The organism is Micromonospora sp. L31, assembly GCF_052068075.1.
Lineage (GTDB): Bacteria > Actinomycetota > Actinomycetes > Mycobacteriales > Micromonosporaceae > Micromonospora > Micromonospora purpureochromogenes.
Genome location: NZ_JBQHDC010000003.1, coordinates 457,605 through 479,528 on the forward strand (window position 1 = coordinate 457,605; position 21,924 = coordinate 479,528).

Below are 21,924 nucleotides of genomic sequence, written 5' to 3' on the forward strand. Positions count from 1 at the left end.
CGGCGCCGCACGGACACGTCGGGTCACTGTTTCGTCCGGTGCCCGCCTGGGCACCGCTACCGTCATGGAGAGCGGGCATCTGCTCAACGGCCGGTACCGGCTGGTGGACCGCCTGGGCGCGGGCGGCATGTCGGTCGTCTGGCGGGCCCACGACGAGGTGCTCGGACGAGACGTCGCGGTCAAGATGCTCTCGCCGGAGCTGGCCGCCGACCCGCAACTACTGCAGCGTGTCCGGCTGGAAGCTCGTTCGGCGGCGCGGTTGCGCCACCCGAACATCGTGGAGGTCTACGACTACGGCGAGGCGGCCGACGGCGCCGGGCGCCGGCTGCCCTATGTCGTCATGGAGGTCGTTGAAGGCCGCTCGCTGGCACAACTGCTGACCGGCGGTGCGCTGCCGTGGCGACTGGCTGTGCTGATCTGCGCCCAGGTCGCCGCCGCGCTGGCGGCGGCCCATGACCGCGGCGTCGTTCATCGTGATGTCAAACCCGGCAACGTGATGGTGACCGCGGCAGGGGCCAAGTTGGTGGACTTCGGGCTCTCGGCCGCTTCCGGCGACGCGGATGGTTCGGCCGGCCCGCTGCTCGGTACACCGGCGTACCTAGCTCCCGAACGGCTGCAGAAAGGGTTGGTGCAGCCGGCGACGGACGTGTATGCGCTGGGTCTGTTGCTCTATCGGGCACTGGCCGGGACTCTGCCGTGGCACGCCTCCAGCACCACCCAGATGCTGGTCGCGCACCGGTATCAGGAGCCAGCCGCCTTGCCGCCCATCGAGGAACTCCCGCCCGAGGTGACGGAGTTGTGTCGGCGGTGCCTTGGCAAGGAGCCAGCCCAGCGGCCAAACGCGGCCGAGGTTGCCATGGTCCTCAGCGACGTTGCTGGGCTCTCGGCCGCCACGCTCGTGCTGCCCCAACAGGAGGCCACGGCCAAGGCAGGTCCGACGAAGGTCGCTGTACCGGGCCGAGCGACCGGCGGTGCCGGCAACCTAACCAAGATCGCGGTTGGGCTGCTGGCACCAGGCCCGTACGAGCAGCTTCTAGCCCGCTGGCGACAACTGTTGCCGAGCAGACGTCGCCAGGTCGCGGCCACTGGCGCCGCCGCCCTGCTGTTCCCGGGCGTATTCGCTGCCGCTTGGCTGAATCACACAGCAGGTCAGGGAGAGGATGAGGCCCTGGTTGGCACGCCCAGCGCCGTCGCCGGAATGGGCGAGCGTAAACCAGAGTGCAGTGTCCAGTACACCGTCCGGCGGGCCGTCAACGGCCGTTTCTCCAGCACTGTCAGCATCTCCAACACCGGAACCACGGCCATCAACACCTGGCGGCTGACCTTCGACCTTCCAGGCGAGCAGCGGCTTCTGCGCGGCTCTCCAGGTGCATGGAAACAGAAGGGCCGTTCGGTGGAGGTGCGGGGCGATGCACTGCCTGCGAAGAAGTCCGTCACCGCTCGCGTGGACGGGACTTACCAAGGGGTGAACTCCCTTCCCACCACCTTCACGATCAACGGGACCGTCTGCCGGTCGAATTTCTCCGTCGCCGGCCAGACCATCCGGCCCGTCCCGCCCCCAGGTGAGGGTAAGAACGACGAGAAGAAGGGCGAGGAAAAGAAGGACGAGGAAAAGGAAGACGAGGAAAAGGACGACCACTAGATCCTCCGCAGTGGCCGTCCCACCGTGCGGCCTGACGACCGCCTGGACGTGAGCCGCGTCGACGGCGTGCGGAACCGCTCTGCCGCCGGCTTCGCCAGGGCGTAGTCTGCCCGCCCACGCAGAGCCATGTAACACGCACCCGGGCTCGTCACGCCTCCAGGAGGTGGAGTCAAGCCTCAGTGAATGGCGCGACGTGCCTGATCTTTCCGACAGGAACTGCACGCCCGTGGCCGGATCTGCCGCTGCCTGCCCGGGGAACCGGATCTGGATGACGGCAGCAGCCTGCTGCCGGAGCGGCACGAAGAGGGTTGGACTGTTGTCGTCATCGTGAGCGGACTCGCTACGGAGACAGACGGTAGGCGCTGGCGCTCCCACTCGAACCCGACTGTCGCTGCGCTCGCCGCGGGCGCAGGTCTCGTCTGCCCGCTTGGCTGCTTTCGCGGGACCTGCCCAGCCATGGAACGTGCGATGATCGGTGGGTGACTCGCCGGTTCGCCGCTTGGCTCGGCATGGCGGTCGTGCTACTCGCTGGCTGTTCTGAGCCGGAGTACATATTGCCCGACCGCGGCACCGCTGCTGTCCAGGTTGAGGAAAAGCGGCTCGCCTCGCTCTTGCCTGGCAAGTTGCTCAGCGGTCCGGGTACATGCAACGTCCGACTGCTTGGACGGGACGGTTCCTCGTCGTTTGCCTGGGCGCTGTGCGAAGGCGCACCGGAGCCGGGGGTTACCTCGGGTGTCTCCTTGCCGGTGCGGGTAGATGGTGACCAGGTGAGCCGACCCTTGGACGGGAGCGAGTACGCCGCGAGCGTCAAGCGAATGTTCCCGGCGGACCTGGCAGAAGCCGTTCTCGACTCTCCCGGCAGGATGCATCCATGAGCTGAGGCTTGGCCATGCCGTTCAAGCGGCGCCTGTCCGCGGGGGAGATATCCGTTCTCTATGGCAGCGGCTTTCGCGGCTGATCGGAGCGCGGCGTTCGTGGTGTCGTTCGTCATCACGGTGCTGTTCTGGCGGATCTACATCTACCGCGCCCGGGAACTGTTGGCCGAGGCTGTCGCAGCGGCCCCGGACCCGACCCGCGTCGCCTTCTCGGCGACATACTCCCAGCCGATCATGGTGGCCGGCGGTCGTCGTCACCTCCGTCGGCGTCGAACTCGTCATCGCCCATCCACTCGGACACCCGCAGCCGGCCTGGGTCGCCGTCATCCTCGGCGGACCCGTGCTGTTCCTGGCCGGGCGCGCCGGCTTCGAGTACGCGGTATTCAGCCGCGTGTCCCTGGATCGGCCGATCGGCGTGCTCGTGCTGGCCGTCCTGGCACCGGCGATGCTGTTCGTGTCGCCGCTGCTGGCCGCCCTCGCCGCGACCGCGGTCCTGGCCGGGGTCGCCATCGCCGACGCGGCCCGCGCGAAAGGACGCCCACTCGAGCCACCGTCACCACCTGGCTAGCACCTCAACGCCGGGTTGTTCAGCGAGAGAAGATCAACAACAGCACCACGGTCAGGATCGCGCTGATCAACAGGGAGCCGAGGCACCCCACCCGGTTCGAGAAGAAGAGAAACATTCCGACGCTGTACCCCGATCAGGGGAATGCAGGCCGTCGCGGCCGTTCCTCAGGGGGAACGGCCGCGACGCCGCTTCCGGCCATGGGGGCCGGTCAGACCAGGCTGGGTTGCTCGGCGCGTACCGCTGTCGCCTCGGCCCGGGCGATCGGCCCGGCGGGCATCGCGGCCACCGCGGCCCCGACGGCCACCGCGGCCCCGGCGAAGAGGAACGCCCACGGCACGCCGCCGGCGTGGTCGACGATCAGCCCGGCCACCGCGCCGCCGGCGGCGCTCGCCGCGACCGACATGGTCACCACCCAGGTGTACGCCTCGTTCAGCATGCCGGGCGGGGCGATCCGCCCGACCAGGGTGTTCTCCAGGGTGAGCGCCGGCGCGATGGTGGCGCCACCGACCACCAGCGCGACACCCAGCGCCGCCGGGCCGGGCATCACCGCGAAGACGGCGAAGCTGGCGGCCACCGCGCCGAGGAGCCAGGCGAACTGGCGGGTCATGTTCGCCGACGGCTTGCGTACGCCGAACCAGAAACCCCCGGCGGCGCTGCCGACGCCCCAGACGGCGAGCAGGATGCCGGCGAGGCTCTCCGGGTCGGCGGTGGGCTGGTCACCGGCGAAGGCCGGCACGATCACCCCGGCCGCGCCGAACGCGATGCCGAGGCTGGCGACGCAGACCAGCAGCGCGGGGAAGCCGCCCACCCGCAGTGGGCCGAGACCCCGGGCGTGGTGCTCGCGCGGGTGCGGCTGCCAGCCGCGCATCACCCGCCCCAGCGCCACGGCCGCCGTGCCGACCAGGGTGACCAGGGCGGCGCCGACCAGCGCGGCAGCAGCGTCGGCGACGAGCACGAAGCCGGCCACCAGCAGCGGGCCGAGCACGAAGACGACCTCGAAGAGCGAGGTCTCGGCGGCCAGCGCGGTGTTGCGCAGGTGGTACCGCCCGGAGTTCGGGCCGGTGAGGTCGTTCCAGGCACCCCGGATCGCGGCGGTCAGCGGCGGGTAGGTCGCACCGGCGATCCCCGCGGCCAGGTAGATCAGGCCGAGGCCGCCGGCCTCCGCGCGGCTCGCCCAGAGCAGGCCGAAGAGCGCCAGCGGGTGGGCGACGGCGGTGGCCAGCAGCACCCGGGTGGGACCGATCCGGTCGGCGACCCGGCCGGCGACGGGGCTGAGCGCGGCGCCGGAGAGGGCGTAGACGCCTCCGGCGACCGCGGCGAGCGAGTATCGCCCGGTCACCTGCTCCACCACCAGCAGCAGCGCCAGTGGCGTCATGCCGATCCCGAGCCGGCCGATGATGCCGAAGACCAGCAGCATCGGTGCGCCGGGGATCCGCCAGACGCCCAGGTACTGGCGCAGTGCGGCCACGGTCGACCTCCAGAGGTGTAATGGGTGAGAGACGTTTCGACCCTAACGCCGGTCTCGCCGCGAGGGAAACGGTTAGTGCCCGCGGACACGACCGCGCCCGCGTCCGGCGAACCGGACGCGGGCGCGGGTGTCGTACGTCAGCGCTGGAACTGCACCGGACCGCTGTTGGCGGCCAACTGCTCCAGTCGGGCGACCCGCTCCTCCATCCGGGGGTGGGTGGAGAAGAGCGCGGCGATGCCGCCGCCCCGCTTGAACGGGTTGTCGATCATCAGGTGGGCGGTGCTGGTCAGCTGACCCTGCGCGGGCAGCGGACGCTTCTGGGTACCCATGTGGATCTTCTTGAGGGCGCTGGCCAGGGCCAGCGGGTCCCGGGTGAGCTGGGCGCCGGAGGCGTCCGCCTGGAACTCCCGGCTCCGGCTGATCGCCAGCTGGATCACGGTGGCCGCGATCGGGCCGAGGATCAGGGTGAGCAGCAGCACGACCGGGTTCGGGGCGTCCTCGTCGTCGCCACCGCCCAGCGGGATGAACCAGGCGATGTTGGCCAGCGCGGTGATGATGCCGGCCAGGCCGGCCGCCACGCTGGAGATGAGGATGTCCCGGTTGTAGACGTGCGACAGCTCGTGGCCGATCACCCCGCGCAGCTCCCGGTAGTCCAGGATCTCGGTGATCCCCTGGGTGACGCAGACCGCCGCATGGGCCGGGTTGCGCCCGGTCGCGAACGCGTTGGGCTGCGAGGTCGGGCTGACGTACAGGCGGGGCATCGGCTGCCGCGCCTCGGTGGCCAGCTCACGGACCATCCGGTACAGCTCGGGGAATTCGGCCTCGCTGACCGGTTGCGCCCGCATCGAGCGCAGCGCCAGCTTGTCGGAGAAGAAGTAGGACACACCGTTCATCAGCAACGAGACGACGACGGCGATGACGAGGCCGCCGCTGCCGCCGAACCAGTAGCCGACCGCGAGGATCAGCGAGGTCAACAGGCCGAGCAGCGCTGCGGTCTTCAGACGGTTGTGATGCACGATCACTCCTTCGGTGCGCGGGCCACGCGGGACCCGCTGACCGGTCCAACGTCACCGGTACCCGTCAACCATCCTGCTCATGACTGTGAGTTGGCTGGAGGTCGCTGTGGGCGCGCTGGGAGCGCGACCTCGCGCGCTTTGCGGCGTGTCGCGGCATCTCTCGGCCGGGACACCGCGACTCCCCGCAAACCGCTCGACAGGGGTGGCGAGGGCGCGAGCGAGTCGAAACTGTGCGGGCGGTGGCGGAAGGGGGCGGCGAGGTCGCGACGGGTGTGGCGGGGGCGAAAGGGGGCGGCGAGGCCCGGTAGGCAGGAGAAGGGATCAGCGAGCGGCGAGGTCGAGGACGAACTGCGGGGCGAAGCCGACCACCACGGCCAGCGCGGTGGCCAGGGCCAGCGCGGTGGTGACCGTCCAGGCCACCCGGCCGCCGGCAGCCGGCACCCTGCCTTCCTCGCCGGATCGGTCGTCGCGGGTGTCGCCGGCGTACAGGGTGGCGGCGAGGCGCAGGTAGTAGGCGAGCCCGATCACCGCGTTGACCGCCACCACCAGGGCCAGCCAGCCGGCACCACCGGTCAGCAGCGACCGGACCACGGTGACCTTGGCGAAGAGACCGGCCAGCCCCGGCGGCAGGCCGGCCAGGCCGATCAGCGCCAGCGCGAGGGCCGCCGCCACCCACGGCTGCCGGCGGGCCGATCCGCGCAGGTCGTCGACCGTGCCGCCGTCCGCGCCGGCCGGGCGCAACGCCACCAACGCCGCGAAGGCCGCCAGCTCCAGCAGCACGAAGAAGACCGCGTACGCGACCGCGGCGGCGTACGCCTCCGCCCGCGCCTCGTCGGTGCGCCCGGCGGCCAGCGCCAACGCGCCCAGCGGGGCCAGGATGTAGCCGGCCTGGGCCACCGACGACCAGGCGAGCAGTCGGACCGTACGCCGCTGGCGCAGCGCCACCAGGTTGCCGACCGTCATGGTCAGCACGGCGAGCAGGGCGAGCACCGGGCCGGTGACGTCGGCCGGCAGCGCGCGCTGCACCACGGCGAGCAGGGCCACCACCCCGCCGAGCTTGGAGGCGGTGGAGAGGTACGCGGCCACCGGCAGCGGCGCGCCGTCGTAGGTGGCCGGCGCCCAGGCGTGGAACGGCACCGCCGCCACCTTGAACGCCAGGCCGAGTACCACGAGCGCGACGGCGGCGGTGGCCAGCGGCAGGTCGAGCAGCTCCGGGCGGTCGTTGAGGATGGCGCCCAGCCGGTCCAGGTGCAGCCCGCCGGTGACCGCGTAGAGCAGCGCCGCGCCGAGCAGGGTCAGGGTGGTCGCGACCACGCTGACCACGAAGAAGGTGACCGCCGCCTCGGCGCTGGCCAGGCTGCCCCGGCGCAGGCCGACCAGCACGTACAGCGGCAGGGTGAGGGTTTCCAGCGCGACGATCAGGGTGATCAGGTCGCCGGCGGCGCCGAGCACCACGCCACCGGTCATCGAGCAGGCGAGCAGGAAGCAGAACTCCCCCGGCGGCGTCGGCCCGCCGCGCAGCAGCGGCCCGGAGAGCCCGAGCACCCCGAGGGTGAGCAGTGCGAAGACGGCGGCGACCAGGGCCGCCCGGCCGTCCAGGACCCAGGAGCAGTCGGCGCCGACGCAGAAGGTCCGCCGGGTCTCCCCCGCGCCGACCAGCACAGCGCCGGCGGCGGTGGCGACGGCGCCCGCGGCGGCCACGGCCACCGTCGCGCCGCGCCGGGCCACCAGCAGGTCGGCCAGGAGCACGAGTACGGCGGTGCCGGCGGCCAGGTACGCCGGCAGCAGCGCCACGTTGTCCACGCTCTGCACGAGACTCATGCCGCCCACTCCCGCCGCCCGGCCACCCGGTCGCCTCCGACCGCGACCCTCACGCCGCACGTCCGACGCGCGACGGTCCACTTCCGTCCACGACCGCGCGGGCCCGCCGTGCCGCGCGTACCCGCCGCGCCGCCGTCGACCGGGGCGGTCCGCGCGGTCACCGGAGCACTCCCACCAGGGCGTCGACCGGACCGGTGGCGAGGCCGAGCACCAGCGTGGGCGCCAGGCCGACCGCGAGGGCGAGCAGCACCAGGGGCGCCCAGGCGGTCAGCTCGGCCCCGGCCAGCCCGGGCGCGAGCCGGCCCACCGCCGGGCTGGGCCGCCCGTGGGTGACCTGCCGCAGCAGCCGCAGGAAGTACGCGGCGGTGAGCGCCCCGCCCACCGCGGCCAGCACGGCCAGCGTGGTCCAGAGCGGCCCGCCCCGCCGGACGGCGGCGAACACGGCGAACGCCTCACCCCAGAAGCCGGCCAGCCCGGGCAGGCCGAGCGAGGCCACCGCGGCGAAGCCGAGCAGCCCGGCGAGCCGGGGCGCGGTCTCCCGCAGCCCGGACAGCTCGGCGAGCGCGCCGGTGTGCGTACGGTCCTTGACCGCCCCGGCGAGGAAGAAGAGCAGGCCGGTGATCACCCCGTGCGCGATGTTGCCGATCAGGGCCGCCTGGATGCCGGTGGCGGTCAGCGTGGCCACCCCGAGCAGCACGAACCCCATGTGACCGACGCTGGAGTACGCGATCAGCCGCTTCAGCTCGTCCTGCGCGAGGCAGACCAGCGAGCCGATCAGGATCGCCGCGACGGCCAGCACGCCGAGCACCGGGGCGGCCCAGCGGGCGCCCTCGGGGGCGACCCCGACCGCGACCCGGATCAGGCCGTACGTGCCCATCTTGAGCAGCACCCCGGCGAGGATCACGCTGCCGACGGTCGGCGCCTGGGTGTGCGCGTCGGGCAGCCAGGAGTGCAGCGGCCAGAGCGGGGCCTTCACCGCGAAGGCGAGCCCCAGCAGGGTGAACGCCGCCAACTGGGTGCCCCGGGACAGCCCGGCCCCACCGGTGAGCGCGACGATGTCGGCGGTGCCGGCGGCGGCGACCACCACGTAGACGCCGACCAGCAGCAGCACCGAGCCGAGGAGCGTGTAGAGGGCGAACTTGCGCGCCGCCCGGCGCCGGTCCGCGCCGCCCCAGCCCGCGATGATCGCGTACATGGGGAGCAGGACGACCTCGAAGAACGCGAAGAAGAGCACCAGGTCGAGGGCGAGGAAGGTGCCGAGGATGCCCACCTCGACCACCAGCAGCAGCGCCACCAGCGCCCGCCCGCTCCCGCCGGCCGGCACCCGCCAGAGGGTGTAGCCGCAGCAGAGCAGGGTGAGCAGGGCGGTGAGCACCACCAGCGGCCAGGAGATCCCGTCCACCCCGAGGTGGAAGCGCAGGTCCAGGCCGGGCACCCAGGGCAGGTCGAGCTGGTGCCACGGCTGCACCGCCGGCGCCGGGCCGTAGCCGAACCAGCCGTGGTCGCCGAACACCAGCAGCACCGCGCCGACCAGGGTCAACGCGGCCACCGCCGTGCCGACCAGCCGGGCCACCCGCTCCCCGGGCGTCACCGCCACCAGACCCGCCCCGACCGCCGGCAGGGCCAGCACCGCGACCAACAGGAAATGTCCCAGACTCACGGGGCCACCTCGGTTCGCGACTGCGGGGCTCGCAACACCGGCTCACTCCTCGCGCTCACGGCAACCCTCCGATCAGGACGGTGGCCACCCCGATCAGCAGCGCGCCGGCCAGCACCGCCGCCGCCGCGCGGGGCAGCGCCGCCCGGTGCAGCGCGGCCAGGCCACCGCCGAGGCCGGACGCGCCCCGGCCGCTCCCCTCGACCAGGCCGTCCACCCCCACCTCGTCACCGGTACGCGCGAGGCGGGCGAGCGCCCTCGCCGGGCGTACGACGAGGGCGTGCTGGACGTCGTCGAGCCGGAACGCCCGGGCGAAGACCGGCCGCAGCGGGCCCAGCGCGCGGGCCGGATCGGCGGCCGGGTCCCGGCGCCAGCCGGCCCAGGCCAGCCCGGCCCCGAGCAGCAGCAACGCGGCCGGCAGCAGCAGCGCCGGCCCGACGTGGACGAGCAGCGCCTCCCCCGGCGCCAGCGTCGGCACGGTCGGGACGAGCAGCCGGTCGGCGATGGACTGGACGAAGCCGACCAGCCCGAGCAGCGCGGCCGGGACCGCGAGCAGCAGCACCGGCCAGCGCATCGCGGCCGGCGGGTCGTGCGGGCGCAGCAGCGGCATCCGGGGCTCGCCGAGGAACGTGCGCAGCAGCAGCCGGGTGGCGTACCAGGCGGTGATCACGACGCCGAGCAGCCCGGCCAGCCAGACCAGCCAGCCGACCCAGGCCGGTGCGGGGCCGGTGCCGTCCAGGGCGGCGGCCTCGGCGACGGCGAGCACGCCGTCCTTGCTCCAGAAGCCCGACAGCGGCGGCACCCCGGCCAGCGCGCCGAGCCCGATCAGCGTGCACCAGAAGGTCAGCGGCATGTCCCGGCGCAGGCCGCCCATCCGGGACATCAGTGTGGTGCCGACGGCGTGGATCACCGCACCGGCGGCGAGGAAGAGCAGCGCCTTGAAGGCGGCGTGGGTGAGCAGGTGGAACAGCGCGGCGGCCGGCGCGCCGACGGCGAGCGCCCCGGTCATGTAGCCGATCTGGGAGACCGTCGACCAGGCGAGCACCCGCTTGAGGTCGTCCTGGGCGGTCGCCGCGAGGGCACCGAGCAGCAGGGTGATCGAGGCCATCACCCCGAGCACGGCCAGCGCGGTCGGGGTGGCCTCGAACAGGGGGTAGAGCCGGGCCACCGCGTACACGCCGGCGGCGACCATGGTGGCCGCGTGGATCAGCGCGGAGATCGGGGTCGGGCCGGCCATCGCGTCCGGCAGCCAGGTGTGCAGCGGGAACTGCGCGCTCTTTCCGGCCACCCCGGCCAGCAGCAGCAGGCAGGCGGCGGTGAGGGTGCCGGTGGCGTGGTCGTGGGCGAGCACGTCGGCGATCCGGAAACTGCCCGCCGAGACGCCGAGCAGCGCGATGCCGAGCAGGAAGCCGACGTCGCCCACCCGGGTGACCAGGAACGCCTTCATCGCGGCGGCCGGCGCCTCGGGCAGCCGCCGGTCGTGGGCGATCAGCAGGTAGGAGCAGAGGCCCATCACCTCCCAGCCGACCAGCAGCATGACCAGGTCACCGGCGACCACCACCAGCAGCATCGCGGCGGTGAAGAGGCTGATCTGGGCCGCGTACGGCGGGTAGCGGTGGTCGACCTCGACGTCGTCGTGCGGGCCCCGCTTCAGGTAGGCGGTGGAGTAGACCTGCACGGCCAGCGCGACCGTCGCGACGGCCACCGCGACCAGGGCGGCGGTGCCGTCCAGCCGTACCCCGAGGGTGACCCGCAGCCCGCCCAGGTCGATCCAGGTCGCGGAGGTCTCGACCGGGTCGCCGACCCGGGCCAGCAGGAGCAGCGCGATCAGCAGCGCCCCGGCCGCGCCGGCCACCCCGAGGCCGATCGCGACCCGCCGGGCCCGATCCTCCCCGGTGGCCGCGCCGCGCGGCGACGGTGGCAGCAGCAGCCCGATCAGGCCGGCCACCAGGGGTACGGCCGGCAACGCGGCCCCGAGCAGCCCGGTCACCGGTCCCCCTCCGGCCGGTCGGCGGGCCCGCCCGACGGCCGCTCGACGCCGGCTCCCGCAGCGAGCCGCTCGGCCGGCACGAGCGCCGGAGCCTCGGTCAGCGGCACCTCGTCCACGGCGACGCTGGCCCGCAGCCGGTAGAGCTGGAGCACGATCGCCAGGCCCACGCCGATCTCGGCGGCGGCCAGCACGATCACGAAGAGCGCGAAGACCTGCCCGCCGTGCGGCAGGGCGGCCTTCGCCGTGGTGTCGGCGGTGACCAGGATCAGGTTGACGGCGTTGAGCATCAGCTCGACCGCCATCAGCACCAGCACCGCGTTGCGGCGGCGCAGCACGCCGTAGACGCCGAGGCCGAACAGCAGCGCGGCGGTGACGTACGGGATGACGGGTCTCACCGGCGGCCGCCCTCGCCGGGGCGGCGGCCGATGTCGGGGCGGGAGAGCACGATCGCGCCGACCAGAGCGGCCAGCAGCAGCACCGAGAGCACCTCGAACGGCAGCACCCAGGAGCGGAAGACCTGCTCACCCAGGCGCTCGGCGGTGCCCGCCGCCGGCAGTTCGACCCGGGTCCAGCGGAACGCGTCGACCAGCAGCACGGCCAGCCCCAGCCCGCTGCCCGCACCGATCAGCGCGGCCGGCCAGCCGGGGCGGTCCAGGTCGTCGGAGGCGCCGATCGGGGCGCGGGTCAGCATCACCGCGAACAGCAGCAGCACCACCACCGCACCCACGTAGATCAGCACCTGCACCCAGGCCACCAGCTCGGCGGTGAGCACCAGGTAGTCACCGGCCAGCGCGCCGAGGCAGACCACCAGGTAGAGGCCGGCCCGCACCAGGTGCTTGGTGCCCACCACCAGCACGCCCGCCCCGACCGCCACCGCGCCGAGGGCGAGCAGCAGCACGTCCGCACCGGTCATCAGGGCGTACCCCCGTCGGCGGCGGGGCCGGACTCGGGGCGTACCACGGTGGGGCGGGCGGCGGAGCTGGTCGGGGCCGCGGCCTTGCGCGCGGCGGTGGCCTCCTCCTTGGCCGGCTCACCGTTGTGGTCGTGGGCGGGCGGCGGCGGGACTGTCCCCATCCACTGGCCGAGGTGGTCCTTGTCGTGCAGCAGGTCCTTGATGTCGTACTCGGCGTACTCGAACTCCGGCGACCAGTAGAGCGCGTCGAACGGGCAGACCTCGACACAGATCCCGCAGTACATGCAGAGCGAGAAGTCGATGTCGAACTTGTCGAGCACGTTGCGCTGGCGGGGGCGGGCGGCCCCGGCCACCACCACCTCCTCCTTGTGGGAGTCGATGTAGATGCACCAGTCGGGGCACTCCCGGGCGCAGAGCATGCAGACCGTGCAATTCTCCGCCAGCAACGCGATCACACCCCGGGAGCGGGGCGGCAGCTCGGGGGCGACGTCCGGGTACTGCTGGGTGGTCGACCGGCTGGTCATCGTCTTCAGCGTGACCGCCAGCCCCTTCACCAGGCCCTCGCCGGGAATGCCGCTGCGCTCGCTCATGACGCTCATCCTGCCCTGTGCCCCCGGCGCGCGCGACCACCACCCGTCTGTTGACGGCGGTACCGTGACGGTGGGGAGAACGACGCACCGGGAAGGACCCGTCGATGACCGCCGCGCTGCACGACGACTACCCGCCGCCGGGCGAGTGGACCACCGACGACCTCGACGCCCTGCCGGACGACGGCCGCCGCCGCGAGCTCCTGGACGGAACCCTGCTCATGTCGCCCTCCCCCACGCGACTCCACCAGTCCATCGCGCTGCTGCTCGGGGCAGCCCTGCAAGAGAGCTGCCCCGCCGACCTCGACGTGACCCAGGCCGTCGAGGTACGGCTCTCCCGGACCCGCGCGTTCATCCCCGACCTGCTCGTCACCCAGCTCGACGCCGCCGAGCGAAACCCGTCGCACTACCGCCCGCACGAGGTGCTGCTGGTGGTGGAGATCGTCTCCGAGGGCTCCCGGAGCGTGGACCGGGTCCTGAAGCCCGCCCTGTACGCCGAGGCGGACATCCCCTACTTCTGGCGGATCGAGACCACCGACGGGATCGTCGTGCACGCGTACAAGCTGGACCCGGTGAAGCGGGTCTACGTCGAGCAGGCCCGGATGACCGACGGCATCCTGCTGCCCGAGCCGTGGGAGATCGACGTGCCGCTGGCGCGGATCACCCCCCGCCGCGCGTGACCTGATCCGGGGCTCCGCGCGGGGACGTCGCCGACGTTGTTGATCATCTATGCTGCTCCGGCCGACGTAGAAGGGGCCACGGCCGGATGAAGAAGACCACGACCCGGGTGACGGCGGCGCTGGCCGTCGTCACCATGGTGCTGTTCGGAGCGACGGCCGCCCAGGCCGAGCCCGGTGCCACGATCACCGGAAGGGTGACCGACCGGGCGACCGGTGCGCCCCTCGCCGGCGCCTGCGTCTCGCTGATGTCGACGGCGGAACGGGCGCTGGCGACGCGCTGCACCGACACCACCGGCACCTACACCTTCACCGGGGTCACCGGGCAGTCCTTCTGGGGCGTGCACATCCGGGCCCGGGCGACCGGCCGGCCCGACGTCTGGTGGCCGAGCGCGCCGGACTACTACAACGGCGAGCGGCTGCACGTGGATCCGGGTACGACCGGCCGGGCCGACTTCAGCATGGTCACCGAGGTGGGCGGCTTCCAGGGCCGGATCACCCACCCGGACGGCAGCCCCGCGTACGCCAGCGAGGTCACCGCCGTCGCCGTCGACGGCGACTGGCGGGCGCGGGCCCTGACCGACAACGAGGGCCGGTACCGGCTGGTCAACCTGCCGGTCGGCGCGTACCGGCTGGGCGTGGGGCCCGAGGGCTGGGTCCCCCAGCAGTGGGTACCGGGCAAGGCGAGCCAGGGCGACGGGACCGTCTTCACGGTCACCGCCGGCAGCAGCACCACGGTCGACGAACGGTACGTCTCGGTCGCGCCGCCGACGCGCATCGGCAACGGCACGATCACCGGCCTGGTCACCGCCCGGGCCACCGGGGAGCCGGTCGCCGGCGCCTGCGTGACCGCCGTCAACGCGGACCTCGGCGGGGAGGTCGGCCGGTCGTGCACCGACGCGACCGGCCGTTACCGGATCGAGCGCCTGTGGTACCAGTACCGCTACCGGCTGCGAGTCCAGGCCGAGGGCTTCCCGGAGCAGTGGGCCAAGGACGCCAACGACTTCGACAACGCGACCCTCTATTCGACCTCGGGCGAGGAGGTCACCACGGTCGACGTCGCGCTGCGGGTCGGTGGCGGCACGATCCGCGGCCGGGTCACGCCGGAGGAGGGCGGCACCATGCCCTGGTCGCTGTCCGTGGTGGCCAGGGCGGTCGACGACTCGTGGCGGGGCGGTGTGATGGCCGTCGACGGCGAGTACCGGCTCGACCGGGTGCCGCCCGGTGACTACCGGGTCTACTTCTACGCCGCCGGCCGGACGCGCCAGTTCCACCCGGGCGTCGCCACCGCGGAGGAGGCGGCCATCGTCCACGTCGCCGAGGGCGGGACGACCGTCGTCGACGAGCGACTCGTGCCCGCCGGCTCGGTCGAGATCGACCTGGTGAACAAGAGCACCCGCGGCCCGGTCAGCGGCTGCGTCGAACTGGTCGAGTCGGTCGAGAGGGCCTGCACCCCGAGCGGCTCCAACCGGGTCACCTTCCCGGTGGTCTGGGCCACCACCCAGCGGGCGGAGACCGCGCGGGTGACGCCGGGCCCGGGGTACTGGCAGCGCTCGGTCGGCGGCATCCAGGTGACGTCGGGCAAGGCCACCCGGCTCACCCTGGAGCTGGAGCCCGCGGCCACGGTGCGGACCAGCGTGGTCGACGGCGCGGGCAACAAGGTCGCCGGGGTCTGCGTCAAGCCGGTCTCCGGCCACCCGGTCCCCACCACCCCGCTCCGCCAGGAGAACCAGGACCGCCGGTACTGCTCGGACGCCTCGGGCGCGGTGACCCTCGGCCCGCTGCCCGCCGGCCCGACGCAGCTCTTCGTGCAGTCGACCAAGCCGTGGGGCGCCCAGTGGTACGCCACCACCGGCGGCACCGGCGACCGGCGTACCGCCACCACCCTGAACCTCGTGGCCGGCACGGTGACCAGCACCGCACCGATCCGCCTCGACCGGGCCGGCTCCATCACCGGAACCGTCAACGGCGCGGACGGTAAGTTCGTCGAGGGCTGCGTGCAGGCCGGCGCCGACCAGCCCGACCTGGTTGGCGGCGCGGCCAAGGGGTGCACGGTGTTCACCAACCCGTACGAGGGTCGGTTCACCATCACCGGGCTCGGCCCGTACCGGTGGCCGTTGCAGTACACCGGGCAGTGGATCGGCGACGACAAGCCCTTCGCGCTGGCCTGGTCCGGCAACGCCACCAACCGGTACCTCGCCACCCCGGTGCAGGTGAAAGCGGACGCGACCGTGACCGCCCCGCCGGTCACCCTGCCCTACGACGGCACCATCCGGCAGTTCGACGTGGGCGCCGGCGCCGGCACGACCTGGTCGGTCGAGGCGTACCACCCGAGCACCGGAGACCTGGTGGCGGTCTACCGCCGGCCGTACGACGAGGCGATGGTCGGCCTGCCGGCCGGTCCGCTGCTGCTGCGCCACGTCCCGAGCAGCGGCAAGCCGTGCTGGTACGTGGCCGGCGGCGCGACCGGGGGCGCCGGGAGCAATCCCCGGCCGACCGTCGTGACCCTCGCCGCGCGGCAGGTCATCGACAGCGTCCGCCTGGTGCCGGGCAGCACCTGCCTGGCCGTCCCGGTCGCGACCCGGGAAGGCCCGTCGAAGCCGGGCTGAGCCCCGGCGCGTCCGCGGCCCGTGCCGGCGTCCCCCGCGAAGGGCGCCGGTGCGGGCCGCGGCCGTTCCGGCCGGAGCACCCCGGACGGACCGCGGGCCGGCCCGGCGCCGGAGGCGGATGCCGGTACGAGCGTGATACCTCTGGGTCATCAATATGCCTCTGAGGCATCACGCTCATCCGCGCTCAGGCCCGCGGCGGGGTGACCCTGAGTGACAGAGCCGGCGAGCGGGGGCCGTGCCGGTCAGGCCGGCGGCAGGACTTCCACGCCGAGCTGCTGGAGGAGCTGGAACAGCTCGTTGACGCTCCACACGTCGACGATCCGGCCGTCGCCGTCGAAGCGCAGGAAGGTCGCCCCCGAGTAGCTGACCACCTGCCCGGTCGGCGGCACCGGGCCGAACTGCCCGGCCTGGGTGCCGGCCGCTCGCCAGCGCACCGCCACCCGGTCGCCGGCGGCCACCACGTCCACGATCTTGTAGCGCAGGTCGGGGAAGGCCGCCCGGCGGTCCCGGTGCCAGGCCAGCGTCGCCTCCGGTCCGACCCCGCCGAGCCCCGGGCACTCCGCCCCGATCAGCTCGTACACGGAGTCCTCGCGCCCGCCGTTCCACACGTCGGCGACGAACCGCCGCGCCAGCGCCTCCCGATCGATCATCCGGGCAGCCTAGCCGGGGCCGCGCCGGGCGAAATGCGGTCGTGCGACCGCGGAGACGGACGCTCACCGGACCCGGGCGCGCGAGATCGGCAAAGATGGAGGGGACGCGACGAACGGACTCCAGGGGGCGAAGTGGGCGAGGCGGCAGGCGAAACGACCGGCGGCAAGTACGTCGAGCCGGGCGGTGAGTTCACCCGCGACCAGCGCTACATCGCCACCCGGATCACCGCCGACGGGCGGGACGGCTACCCGGTCGAGCCGGGGCGGTACCGGCTCGCGGTCAGCCGCGCCTGCCCCTGGGCGAACCGGCTGATCATCGTGCGGCGGCTGCTCGGGCTGGAGGACGCCATCTCGATGGCGGTGGCCGGGCCGACCCACGACGCCCGGAGCTGGACGTTCGACCTGGACCCGGGCGGGCGGGACCCGGTGCTCGGCATCGAGCGGCTCCAGGAGGCGTACTTCGCCCGCTTCCCCGGCTACGAGCGGGGCATCACGGTGCCGGCGATCGTGGACGTGCCGACCGGGCAGGTGGTCACCAACAACTTCGGGCAGATGAGCCTGGACCTGTCCACCGAGTGGACGGCGTACCACCGCGAGGGCGCGCCACAGCTCTACCCGGAACGGCTGCGCGACGAGATCGACGAGGTGAGCGCGGCGCTGTTCCGGGACGTCAACAACGGCGTGTACCGGTGCGGCTTCGCCGGCAGCCAGGAGGCGTACGAGAAGGCGTACCACCAGCTCTTCGACCGGCTGGACTGGCTGACCGAGCGGCTGGCGGGCCAGCGCTACCTGGTCGGCGACACCATCACCGAGGCGGACGTGCGGCTGTTCACCACCCTGACCCGCTTCGACCCGGTCTACCACGGCCACTTCAAGTGCAACCGCAGCAAGCTGACCGAGATGCCGGTGCTGTGGGCGTACGCGCGGGACCTGTTCCAGACCCCCGGCTTCGGCGACACGGTCGACTTCGACCACATCAAGCGGCACTACTACGAGGTGCACCGGGACATCAACCCGACCGGCGTGACGCCGCTCGGCCCCGACCTGTCCAACTGGCTCACCCCGCACGGCCGGGAGGAACTCGGCGGACGGCCCTTCGGCGACGGCACCCCGCCGCCACCCCCGCCGGCCGACGAGCGGGTCGACCCCGCCCACACCCCGCTGCGCTGAGCGCGGGCCGTTACAGCGCGACGCGCACGGCGGCGGTGAGGACCAGCTGGGCCAGGGAGAGCGGCACCAGCACCAGCCAGCAGAGGCGTTGCAGCTGGTCCTCCCGCAGCCGCGGGTACGAGACCCGGAGCCAGATGATCATGAAGGAGACCGCGAAGACCTTCAGCAGCGTCCACAGCCAGCCGAGCTGACCGTCGGCGAACGGGCCCTGCCAGCCGCCGAGGAAGAGCACGGTGGTCAGCGCGGCGATCACCACGATGCCGACGTACTCGGCGAGCAGGAAGAAGGCGAAGCGCAGGCCGGTGTACTCGGTCATGTAGCCGAAGACCAGCTCGGAGTCGGCGATCGGCATGTCGAACGGGGGCCGCCGGATCTCGGCCAGCCCGGCGACGAAGAAGACGAACATCGCGGGCGCCTGCCAGAGCAGCCACCAGGGCTGCCACGCCTCGACTATGCCGGAGAGGCTGAGCGTGCCCGCCGCCATCGCCACCGAGGCGGCGGAGAGCACCAGCGGCAGCTCGTAGCCGAGCAGCTGGGCCGCCCCGCGCAGGCCGCCGAGGAGGCTGTACTTGTTGGCCGAGGCCCAGGCCGACATCAGCACCGCGACCACGCCCACGCCGACCACGGCGAGGACGAAGAAGAGGCCGATGTCCAGCGGCTGCCCGACCAGGTCGTCCGGGCCGAGCGGGATGACCAGCAGGACCAGCAGGTAGGGCACCAGGGCCACCACCGGGGCGAGCCGGAACACCGCCCGGTCCGCCTCGCGCGGGGTGACGTCCTCCTTCTGCACGAACTTCACCCCGTCGGCGACCAGCTGCGCCCAGCCGTGGAAGCCGCCGGCGTACATCGGGCCGAGCCGGCCCTGCATGTGCGCCATCACCTTGTGTTCGGCCTGGCCGACCACCAGCGGCAGGGTGAGGAAGGCGACCAGCACGCCACCGACCCGGATCACCAGCTCCAACCAGGTGGGCATCAGGCCGTACCTTCCTCGTCGCGCGGCGCCGGGCCGTCGCCGGTCGCGGGCTCTCCGGCCGCCGCCGGGCCGTCGCCGGTCGCCCCGGCCCCCGGGGTACGCGCCGCGCGCGCGCCCGGAGCCGGCCGGGCGGGCCGCTCCCGGACCGGGCGGGCCGGGGTACCGCCGCGCGGCCCCTCGCCCACCCCGGCCGCCCCGGCGGGCGTCGGCGTGGTGCCCCACTCCCCCGGCGCGGGTACGCCCGGCGGCCGGATCGGCCGGCGACCGCCGCCGGCCTCCGACTCGCCCGGCTCCTTCGCCCCCGGCCAGGGCTTGGCCACCCGGGAGGCGAGCACGAACTCCTTGCGCAGCGGATGCCCCTCGAACTCGGGCGGCAGCAGCAGCGGGGCCAGCCCGGGGTGACCGGCGAAGTCGATGCCGAACATCTCGTGGGTCTCCCGCTCGTGCCAGGCGGCGCCCGGCCAGAGGTCGACCACCGAGGCCACCGTCGGCGACTCGCGGGGCACCCGGGTGCGCAGCAGCACCCCGTGCCGGCGGGTGGTCGACCAGAGGTGGACCACCACGTCGAACCCGTCGGCCAGCTCGTCGACCGCCGAGAGCCAGTCGAAGAAGTCGCAGGCCAGCTCGGCGTCGTCGCGCGCAGCGCGCAGCGCGTCGGTCCAGCTCGCAAGGGGTACGTCGACGGTGGCGCGGGCGTGGGACTGACCGCCGGAGACCGACGTGGTGGCCTCGACCGGCGCGAGCAGCGCGACCACCCGCTGGCCGACCTCTTCCGGAGTCATGCCGCTGATCCTAGGGCCGCCGGCTCGCGGCCGTGTCGGCCCGCCCGGGCGGCATCTGGTCGCTTTACCCGGCGGGTGGACGCCGGAGGGGGAAAGATGTTCACCGTGCGTGCTGTCACTGTGACTCCCGGAATGCCCGACTCGCTGCGCCTGGTGGACGACTGGCCCGAGCCGGCGCCCGAGGAGGGCGCGATCCTGGTCGAGGCGCTGGCGGTCGGCATCTGCGGCACCGACCTGGAGATCGTCGCCGGCGAGTACGGCGAGGCCCCGCCCGGCCAGGATCGGCTGGTGCTCGGGCACGAGGCGCTGGGCCGGGTGCTGGAGGATCCCACCGGCACCCTGCACCCGGGCGACCTGGTGGCGGGCGTGGTCCGCCGGCCCGACCCGGTGCCCTGCCCGAACTGCGCCATTGACGAGTGGGACATGTGCCGCAACGGGCAGTACACCGAACACGGGATCAAGGGCCTGCCCGGCTACGCCCGGGACCGGTGGCGGATCCAACCGAAGTACGCCGTCGGCCTGGACCCGTCCCTCGCGCCCGTCGGCATGCTGCTGGAGCCGACCAGCGTGGTGGCGAAGGCCTGGGACCACATCGAGCGGATCGGCGCCCGCGCCGAGTGGAAGCCGCAGACCGCGCTGGTCACCGGCGCCGGGCCGATCGGCCTGCTGGCCGCGCTGCTGGCCACCCAGCGCGGCCTGGCGGTGCACGTCCTCGACCGGAACACCACCGGCCCGAAGCCCGACCTGGTCCGGGCGCTCGGCGCGACGTACCACACCGTGCCGGTGGCCGAGCTGGACTTCGAACCGGACGTGGTGGTCGAGTGCACCGGTGCACCGCCGGTGGTGCTGGACGCGATGCGCAAGGCCGGGCCGATCGGCATCGTCTGCCTGACCGGCGTCTCCAGCGGCGGCCGGAGCATCGAATTCGACGCGGGCGCGCTCAACCGGGACCTGGTGCTGGAGAACAACGTGGTCTTCGGGTCGGTCAACGCCAACCGGCGGCACTGGGAGCTGGCCGCCGAGGCGCTCGCCCGGGCCGACCGGTCCTGGCTGGAATCGCTGATCACCCGCCGGGTGCCGGTGTCGGCGTACGCCGAGGCGTACACCCACACCGGCGGCGACATCAAGACGGTGCTCGACTTCACCGCCTGAGCGGCGGACGCCTCAGATGCCGGGTAGGCGGCCGTTGCGGAACAGGTCCACGAAGAGCTGGTGGTCCTCCCGGGTCCGGACGCCGTAGGCGTGCGCGAAGTCGACGAGGTGGGTGACGAAACCGGCCTCGTCGGCGTCCACCGCCGCCACGATCGACTCCTCGGTGGAGTAGTCCACCAGGTCGTGGCTGGACTCGTCGTCGGCGACCGAGTGCATCCGGGCCACCGCCCGGCCCAGGTCGCTCAGCACCCCGGCCAGCTCGTCCGGCTCGTTGACGTCCGCCCAGTCCAGGTCGGCGGCGTACGGGGAGATCTCGGCGACGAGCTGGCCGGTCCCGTCCAGCTCGGTGAAGCCCAGCCACGGATCGGCGTGCGCCTGGAGTGCCCGCTGCGACTCGGCCGTACGGTGGCCCTGATGCCGGAAGTAGCCGCGGACCCGCTCGTCGTCGATGTGCCGGGCCACCGCGGGCACCTGCGCCTGCTTCATGTAGATCACGACGTCGTTCTCCAGCGCCTGGGTGTGCCCCTCCAGCAGCAGGTTGTACGACGGCAGCCCGGCCGAGCCGATGCCCACGCCCTTGCGCAGCACCACGTCCTTGATGTGGGATGAAACAGGACGCAGCCGCGGGGGCGATGCCGGCAACGACCCCAGATAGCTCTCGAAGGCAGCGCAGACCTTCTTCCGGGTGGCCGCGTCGATCTCGAACACCCCGTCGCCGAGGGAGAAGCGGCGCTCGTAGTTGTCGATGGTGGTCTGCGTGGCGAGCAGGTCCACCCGGGTGTTGAGCCGGGCCTGCTGGAGCACCCGGCGCAGCACGCCGTCGGCGTTGTCCAGGGTGATCGAGCCGATCGCGTCGTCCCCGCCGGCCGCGATGGCCCGCAGCTCGGTCAGGTACGACCGGGCGAACCGGGCGACCAGCTCACTGATCACCTGGTCCGACAGGGCCTTGGCGTAGCAGAGCAGGGCGACGCTGGCCGCCAGGCGCTTGAGGTCCCAGGAGAACGGCCCGACGTACGCCTCGTCGAAGTCGTTGACGTTGAACACCAACTGCCCGGAGCCGTTCATGTAGGTGCCGAAGTTCTCCGCGTGCAGGTCGCCGTGGATCCACACCCGGCTGGTCCGCTCGTCGAGGAACGCCTCGTCGGCGAAGTCGCCGCGCTGGTCGGCGTAGAACAGGGACGCGCTGCCCCGGTAGAAGGCGAACGGGGAGGCGGCCATCTTGCGGAACTTGCGGCGGAAGGCCGCCGGGTCGAGTGCCATCGACGCACCGAACTCCTCGGTGAGCACGTCGACGATGAAGGCGGAACGCTGCTCCGCGGACTGGGTCATGGACCGCAGGCTAACCGCCGGCCGCCAGCCGGGGCGCTCGTCCGA

Annotated in this window: 18 protein-coding genes; 6 read left to right on the plus strand and 12 right to left on the minus strand. The window is 73.1% G+C overall.

The annotated features are described in order from the left end of the window. Positions 1-64: 64 nt before the first annotated feature. Together ACTMS9_RS11815 and ACTMS9_RS11820 are read left to right on the plus strand one after the other, a co-directional pair. Entirely contained in the window at positions 65-1,642 is a 1,578-nt protein-coding gene (locus ACTMS9_RS11815; RefSeq protein WP_441142309.1) for a protein kinase domain-containing protein, read from the plus strand. Between the two features lie 1,047 nt (positions 1,643-2,689). After that, positions 2,690-3,085: a low temperature requirement protein A gene (locus ACTMS9_RS11820; RefSeq protein WP_441164975.1), complete on the plus strand. Its 396-nt coding sequence runs from the start codon at positions 2,690-2,692 to the stop codon at positions 3,083-3,085. Between the two features lie 208 nt (positions 3,086-3,293). Here ACTMS9_RS11820 and ACTMS9_RS11825 read toward each other — a convergent pair whose 3' ends face one another. The 8 genes from ACTMS9_RS11825 to ACTMS9_RS11860 all read right to left on the minus strand — a co-directional run bounded on the left by ACTMS9_RS11825 (position 3,294) and on the right by ACTMS9_RS11860 (position 12,540). Further along, positions 3,294-4,553 carry an MFS transporter gene (locus ACTMS9_RS11825; RefSeq protein ID WP_441164897.1) on the minus strand — a complete coding sequence of 420 codons (1,260 nt, stop codon included), beginning with the start codon at positions 4,551-4,553 and terminating at the stop codon, positions 3,294-3,296. Between the two features lie 137 nt (positions 4,554-4,690). Continuing rightward, positions 4,691-5,569, minus strand: a complete 879-nt coding sequence (gene htpX, locus ACTMS9_RS11830; RefSeq protein WP_358000201.1) for a zinc metalloprotease HtpX — start codon at positions 5,567-5,569, stop codon at positions 4,691-4,693. A gap of 321 nt (positions 5,570-5,890) precedes the next feature. Next, complete coding sequence (locus ACTMS9_RS11835; protein ID WP_441164898.1) at positions 5,891-7,390, minus strand: NADH-quinone oxidoreductase subunit N; 1,500 nt, start codon at positions 7,388-7,390, stop codon at positions 5,891-5,893. A gap of 157 nt (positions 7,391-7,547) precedes the next feature. Further along, entirely contained in the window at positions 7,548-9,050 is a 1,503-nt protein-coding gene (locus ACTMS9_RS11840; protein ID WP_441164899.1) for a complex I subunit 4 family protein, read from the minus strand. A gap of 55 nt (positions 9,051-9,105) precedes the next feature. Then, positions 9,106-11,037, minus strand: a complete 1,932-nt coding sequence (locus tag ACTMS9_RS11845; protein ID WP_441164900.1) for an NADH-quinone oxidoreductase subunit 5 family protein — start codon at positions 11,035-11,037, stop codon at positions 9,106-9,108. Beyond that, the gene (nuoK, locus tag ACTMS9_RS11850) at positions 11,034-11,432 is read right to left on the minus strand and encodes an NADH-quinone oxidoreductase subunit NuoK (RefSeq protein WP_441164901.1); all 399 of its coding nucleotides are present in this window, start codon (positions 11,430-11,432) and stop codon (positions 11,034-11,036) included. The genes ACTMS9_RS11845 and nuoK overlap by 4 nt, the downstream gene beginning before the upstream one ends. Next, entirely contained in the window at positions 11,429-11,950 is a 522-nt protein-coding gene (locus tag ACTMS9_RS11855) for an NADH-quinone oxidoreductase subunit J family protein (protein WP_441142302.1), read from the minus strand. Before ACTMS9_RS11855 ends, nuoK begins: the two co-directional genes overlap by 4 nt. Further along, complete coding sequence (locus ACTMS9_RS11860; protein ID WP_280836989.1) at positions 11,950-12,540, minus strand: NuoI/complex I 23 kDa subunit family protein; 591 nt, start codon at positions 12,538-12,540, stop codon at positions 11,950-11,952. Before ACTMS9_RS11860 ends, ACTMS9_RS11855 begins: the two co-directional genes overlap by 1 nt. A 104-nt stretch (positions 12,541-12,644) precedes the next feature. Here ACTMS9_RS11860 and ACTMS9_RS11865 point away from each other — a divergent pair, with 104 nt between their 5' ends. Together ACTMS9_RS11865 and ACTMS9_RS11870 are read left to right on the plus strand one after the other, a co-directional pair. Beyond that, the gene (locus ACTMS9_RS11865; protein ID WP_441164902.1) at positions 12,645-13,217 is read left to right on the plus strand and encodes a Uma2 family endonuclease; all 573 of its coding nucleotides are present in this window, start codon (positions 12,645-12,647) and stop codon (positions 13,215-13,217) included. An 86-nt stretch (positions 13,218-13,303) separates the two neighbouring features. Beyond that, entirely contained in the window at positions 13,304-15,823 is a 2,520-nt protein-coding gene (locus ACTMS9_RS11870; protein ID WP_441164903.1) for a carboxypeptidase-like regulatory domain-containing protein, read from the plus strand. A gap of 242 nt (positions 15,824-16,065) precedes the next feature. Here ACTMS9_RS11870 and ACTMS9_RS11875 read toward each other — a convergent pair whose 3' ends face one another. Continuing rightward, complete coding sequence (locus ACTMS9_RS11875) at positions 16,066-16,473, minus strand: ester cyclase (protein WP_441142299.1); 408 nt, start codon at positions 16,471-16,473, stop codon at positions 16,066-16,068. Positions 16,474-16,605: 132 nt separating this feature from the next. Between ACTMS9_RS11875 and ACTMS9_RS11880 the strand changes: the two genes are divergently transcribed. After that, positions 16,606-17,643 (plus strand): glutathione S-transferase family protein, encoded by a 1,038-nt coding sequence (locus ACTMS9_RS11880; RefSeq protein ID WP_441164904.1) that lies wholly within the window; start codon positions 16,606-16,608, stop codon positions 17,641-17,643. A 10-nt stretch (positions 17,644-17,653) separates the two neighbouring features. Here the strand turns inward: ACTMS9_RS11880 and nuoH are convergent, their stop codons facing one another. Continuing rightward, complete coding sequence (nuoH, locus tag ACTMS9_RS11885; protein WP_441164905.1) at positions 17,654-18,616, minus strand: NADH-quinone oxidoreductase subunit NuoH; 963 nt, start codon at positions 18,614-18,616, stop codon at positions 17,654-17,656. After that, positions 18,616-19,398, minus strand: coding sequence for an NADH-quinone oxidoreductase subunit C (locus ACTMS9_RS11890; RefSeq protein WP_441142297.1), 783 nt, complete (start codon positions 19,396-19,398; stop codon positions 18,616-18,618). The genes nuoH and ACTMS9_RS11890 overlap by 1 nt, the downstream gene beginning before the upstream one ends. A gap of 105 nt (positions 19,399-19,503) precedes the next feature. On the opposite strand from ACTMS9_RS11890, the gene ACTMS9_RS11895 reads away from it, so the two are divergent. Then, entirely contained in the window at positions 19,504-20,550 is a 1,047-nt protein-coding gene (locus ACTMS9_RS11895; RefSeq protein WP_441142296.1) for a glucose 1-dehydrogenase, read from the plus strand. Between the two features lie 12 nt (positions 20,551-20,562). Here ACTMS9_RS11895 and ACTMS9_RS11900 read toward each other — a convergent pair whose 3' ends face one another. After that, positions 20,563-21,879 (minus strand): DUF2252 domain-containing protein, encoded by a 1,317-nt coding sequence (locus ACTMS9_RS11900; protein ID WP_441164906.1) that lies wholly within the window; start codon positions 21,877-21,879, stop codon positions 20,563-20,565. Positions 21,880-21,924: the final 45 nt, after the last annotated feature.

Coding starts and splice junctions, on each gene's coding strand:
- ACTMS9_RS11815 (WP_441142309.1), top strand. CDS start 65: ATGGAGAGCGGGCATCTGCTCAACGGCCGGTACCGGCTGGTGGACCGC.
- ACTMS9_RS11875 (WP_441142299.1), bottom strand. CDS start 16,473: ATGATCGATCGGGAGGCGCTGGCGCGGCGGTTCGTCGCCGACGTGTGG.
- nuoH (WP_441164905.1), bottom strand. CDS start 18,616: ATGCCCACCTGGTTGGAGCTGGTGATCCGGGTCGGTGGCGTGCTGGTC.
- ACTMS9_RS11855 (WP_441142302.1), bottom strand. CDS start 11,950: ATGACCGGTGCGGACGTGCTGCTGCTCGCCCTCGGCGCGGTGGCGGTC.
- ACTMS9_RS11865 (WP_441164902.1), top strand. CDS start 12,645: ATGACCGCCGCGCTGCACGACGACTACCCGCCGCCGGGCGAGTGGACC.
- ACTMS9_RS11900 (WP_441164906.1), bottom strand. CDS start 21,879: ATGACCCAGTCCGCGGAGCAGCGTTCCGCCTTCATCGTCGACGTGCTC.
- ACTMS9_RS11860 (WP_280836989.1), bottom strand. CDS start 12,540: ATGAGCGAGCGCAGCGGCATTCCCGGCGAGGGCCTGGTGAAGGGGCTG.
- ACTMS9_RS11870 (WP_441164903.1), top strand. CDS start 13,304: ATGAAGAAGACCACGACCCGGGTGACGGCGGCGCTGGCCGTCGTCACC.
- ACTMS9_RS11890 (WP_441142297.1), bottom strand. CDS start 19,398: ATGACTCCGGAAGAGGTCGGCCAGCGGGTGGTCGCGCTGCTCGCGCCG.
- ACTMS9_RS11835 (WP_441164898.1), bottom strand. CDS start 7,390: ATGAGTCTCGTGCAGAGCGTGGACAACGTGGCGCTGCTGCCGGCGTAC.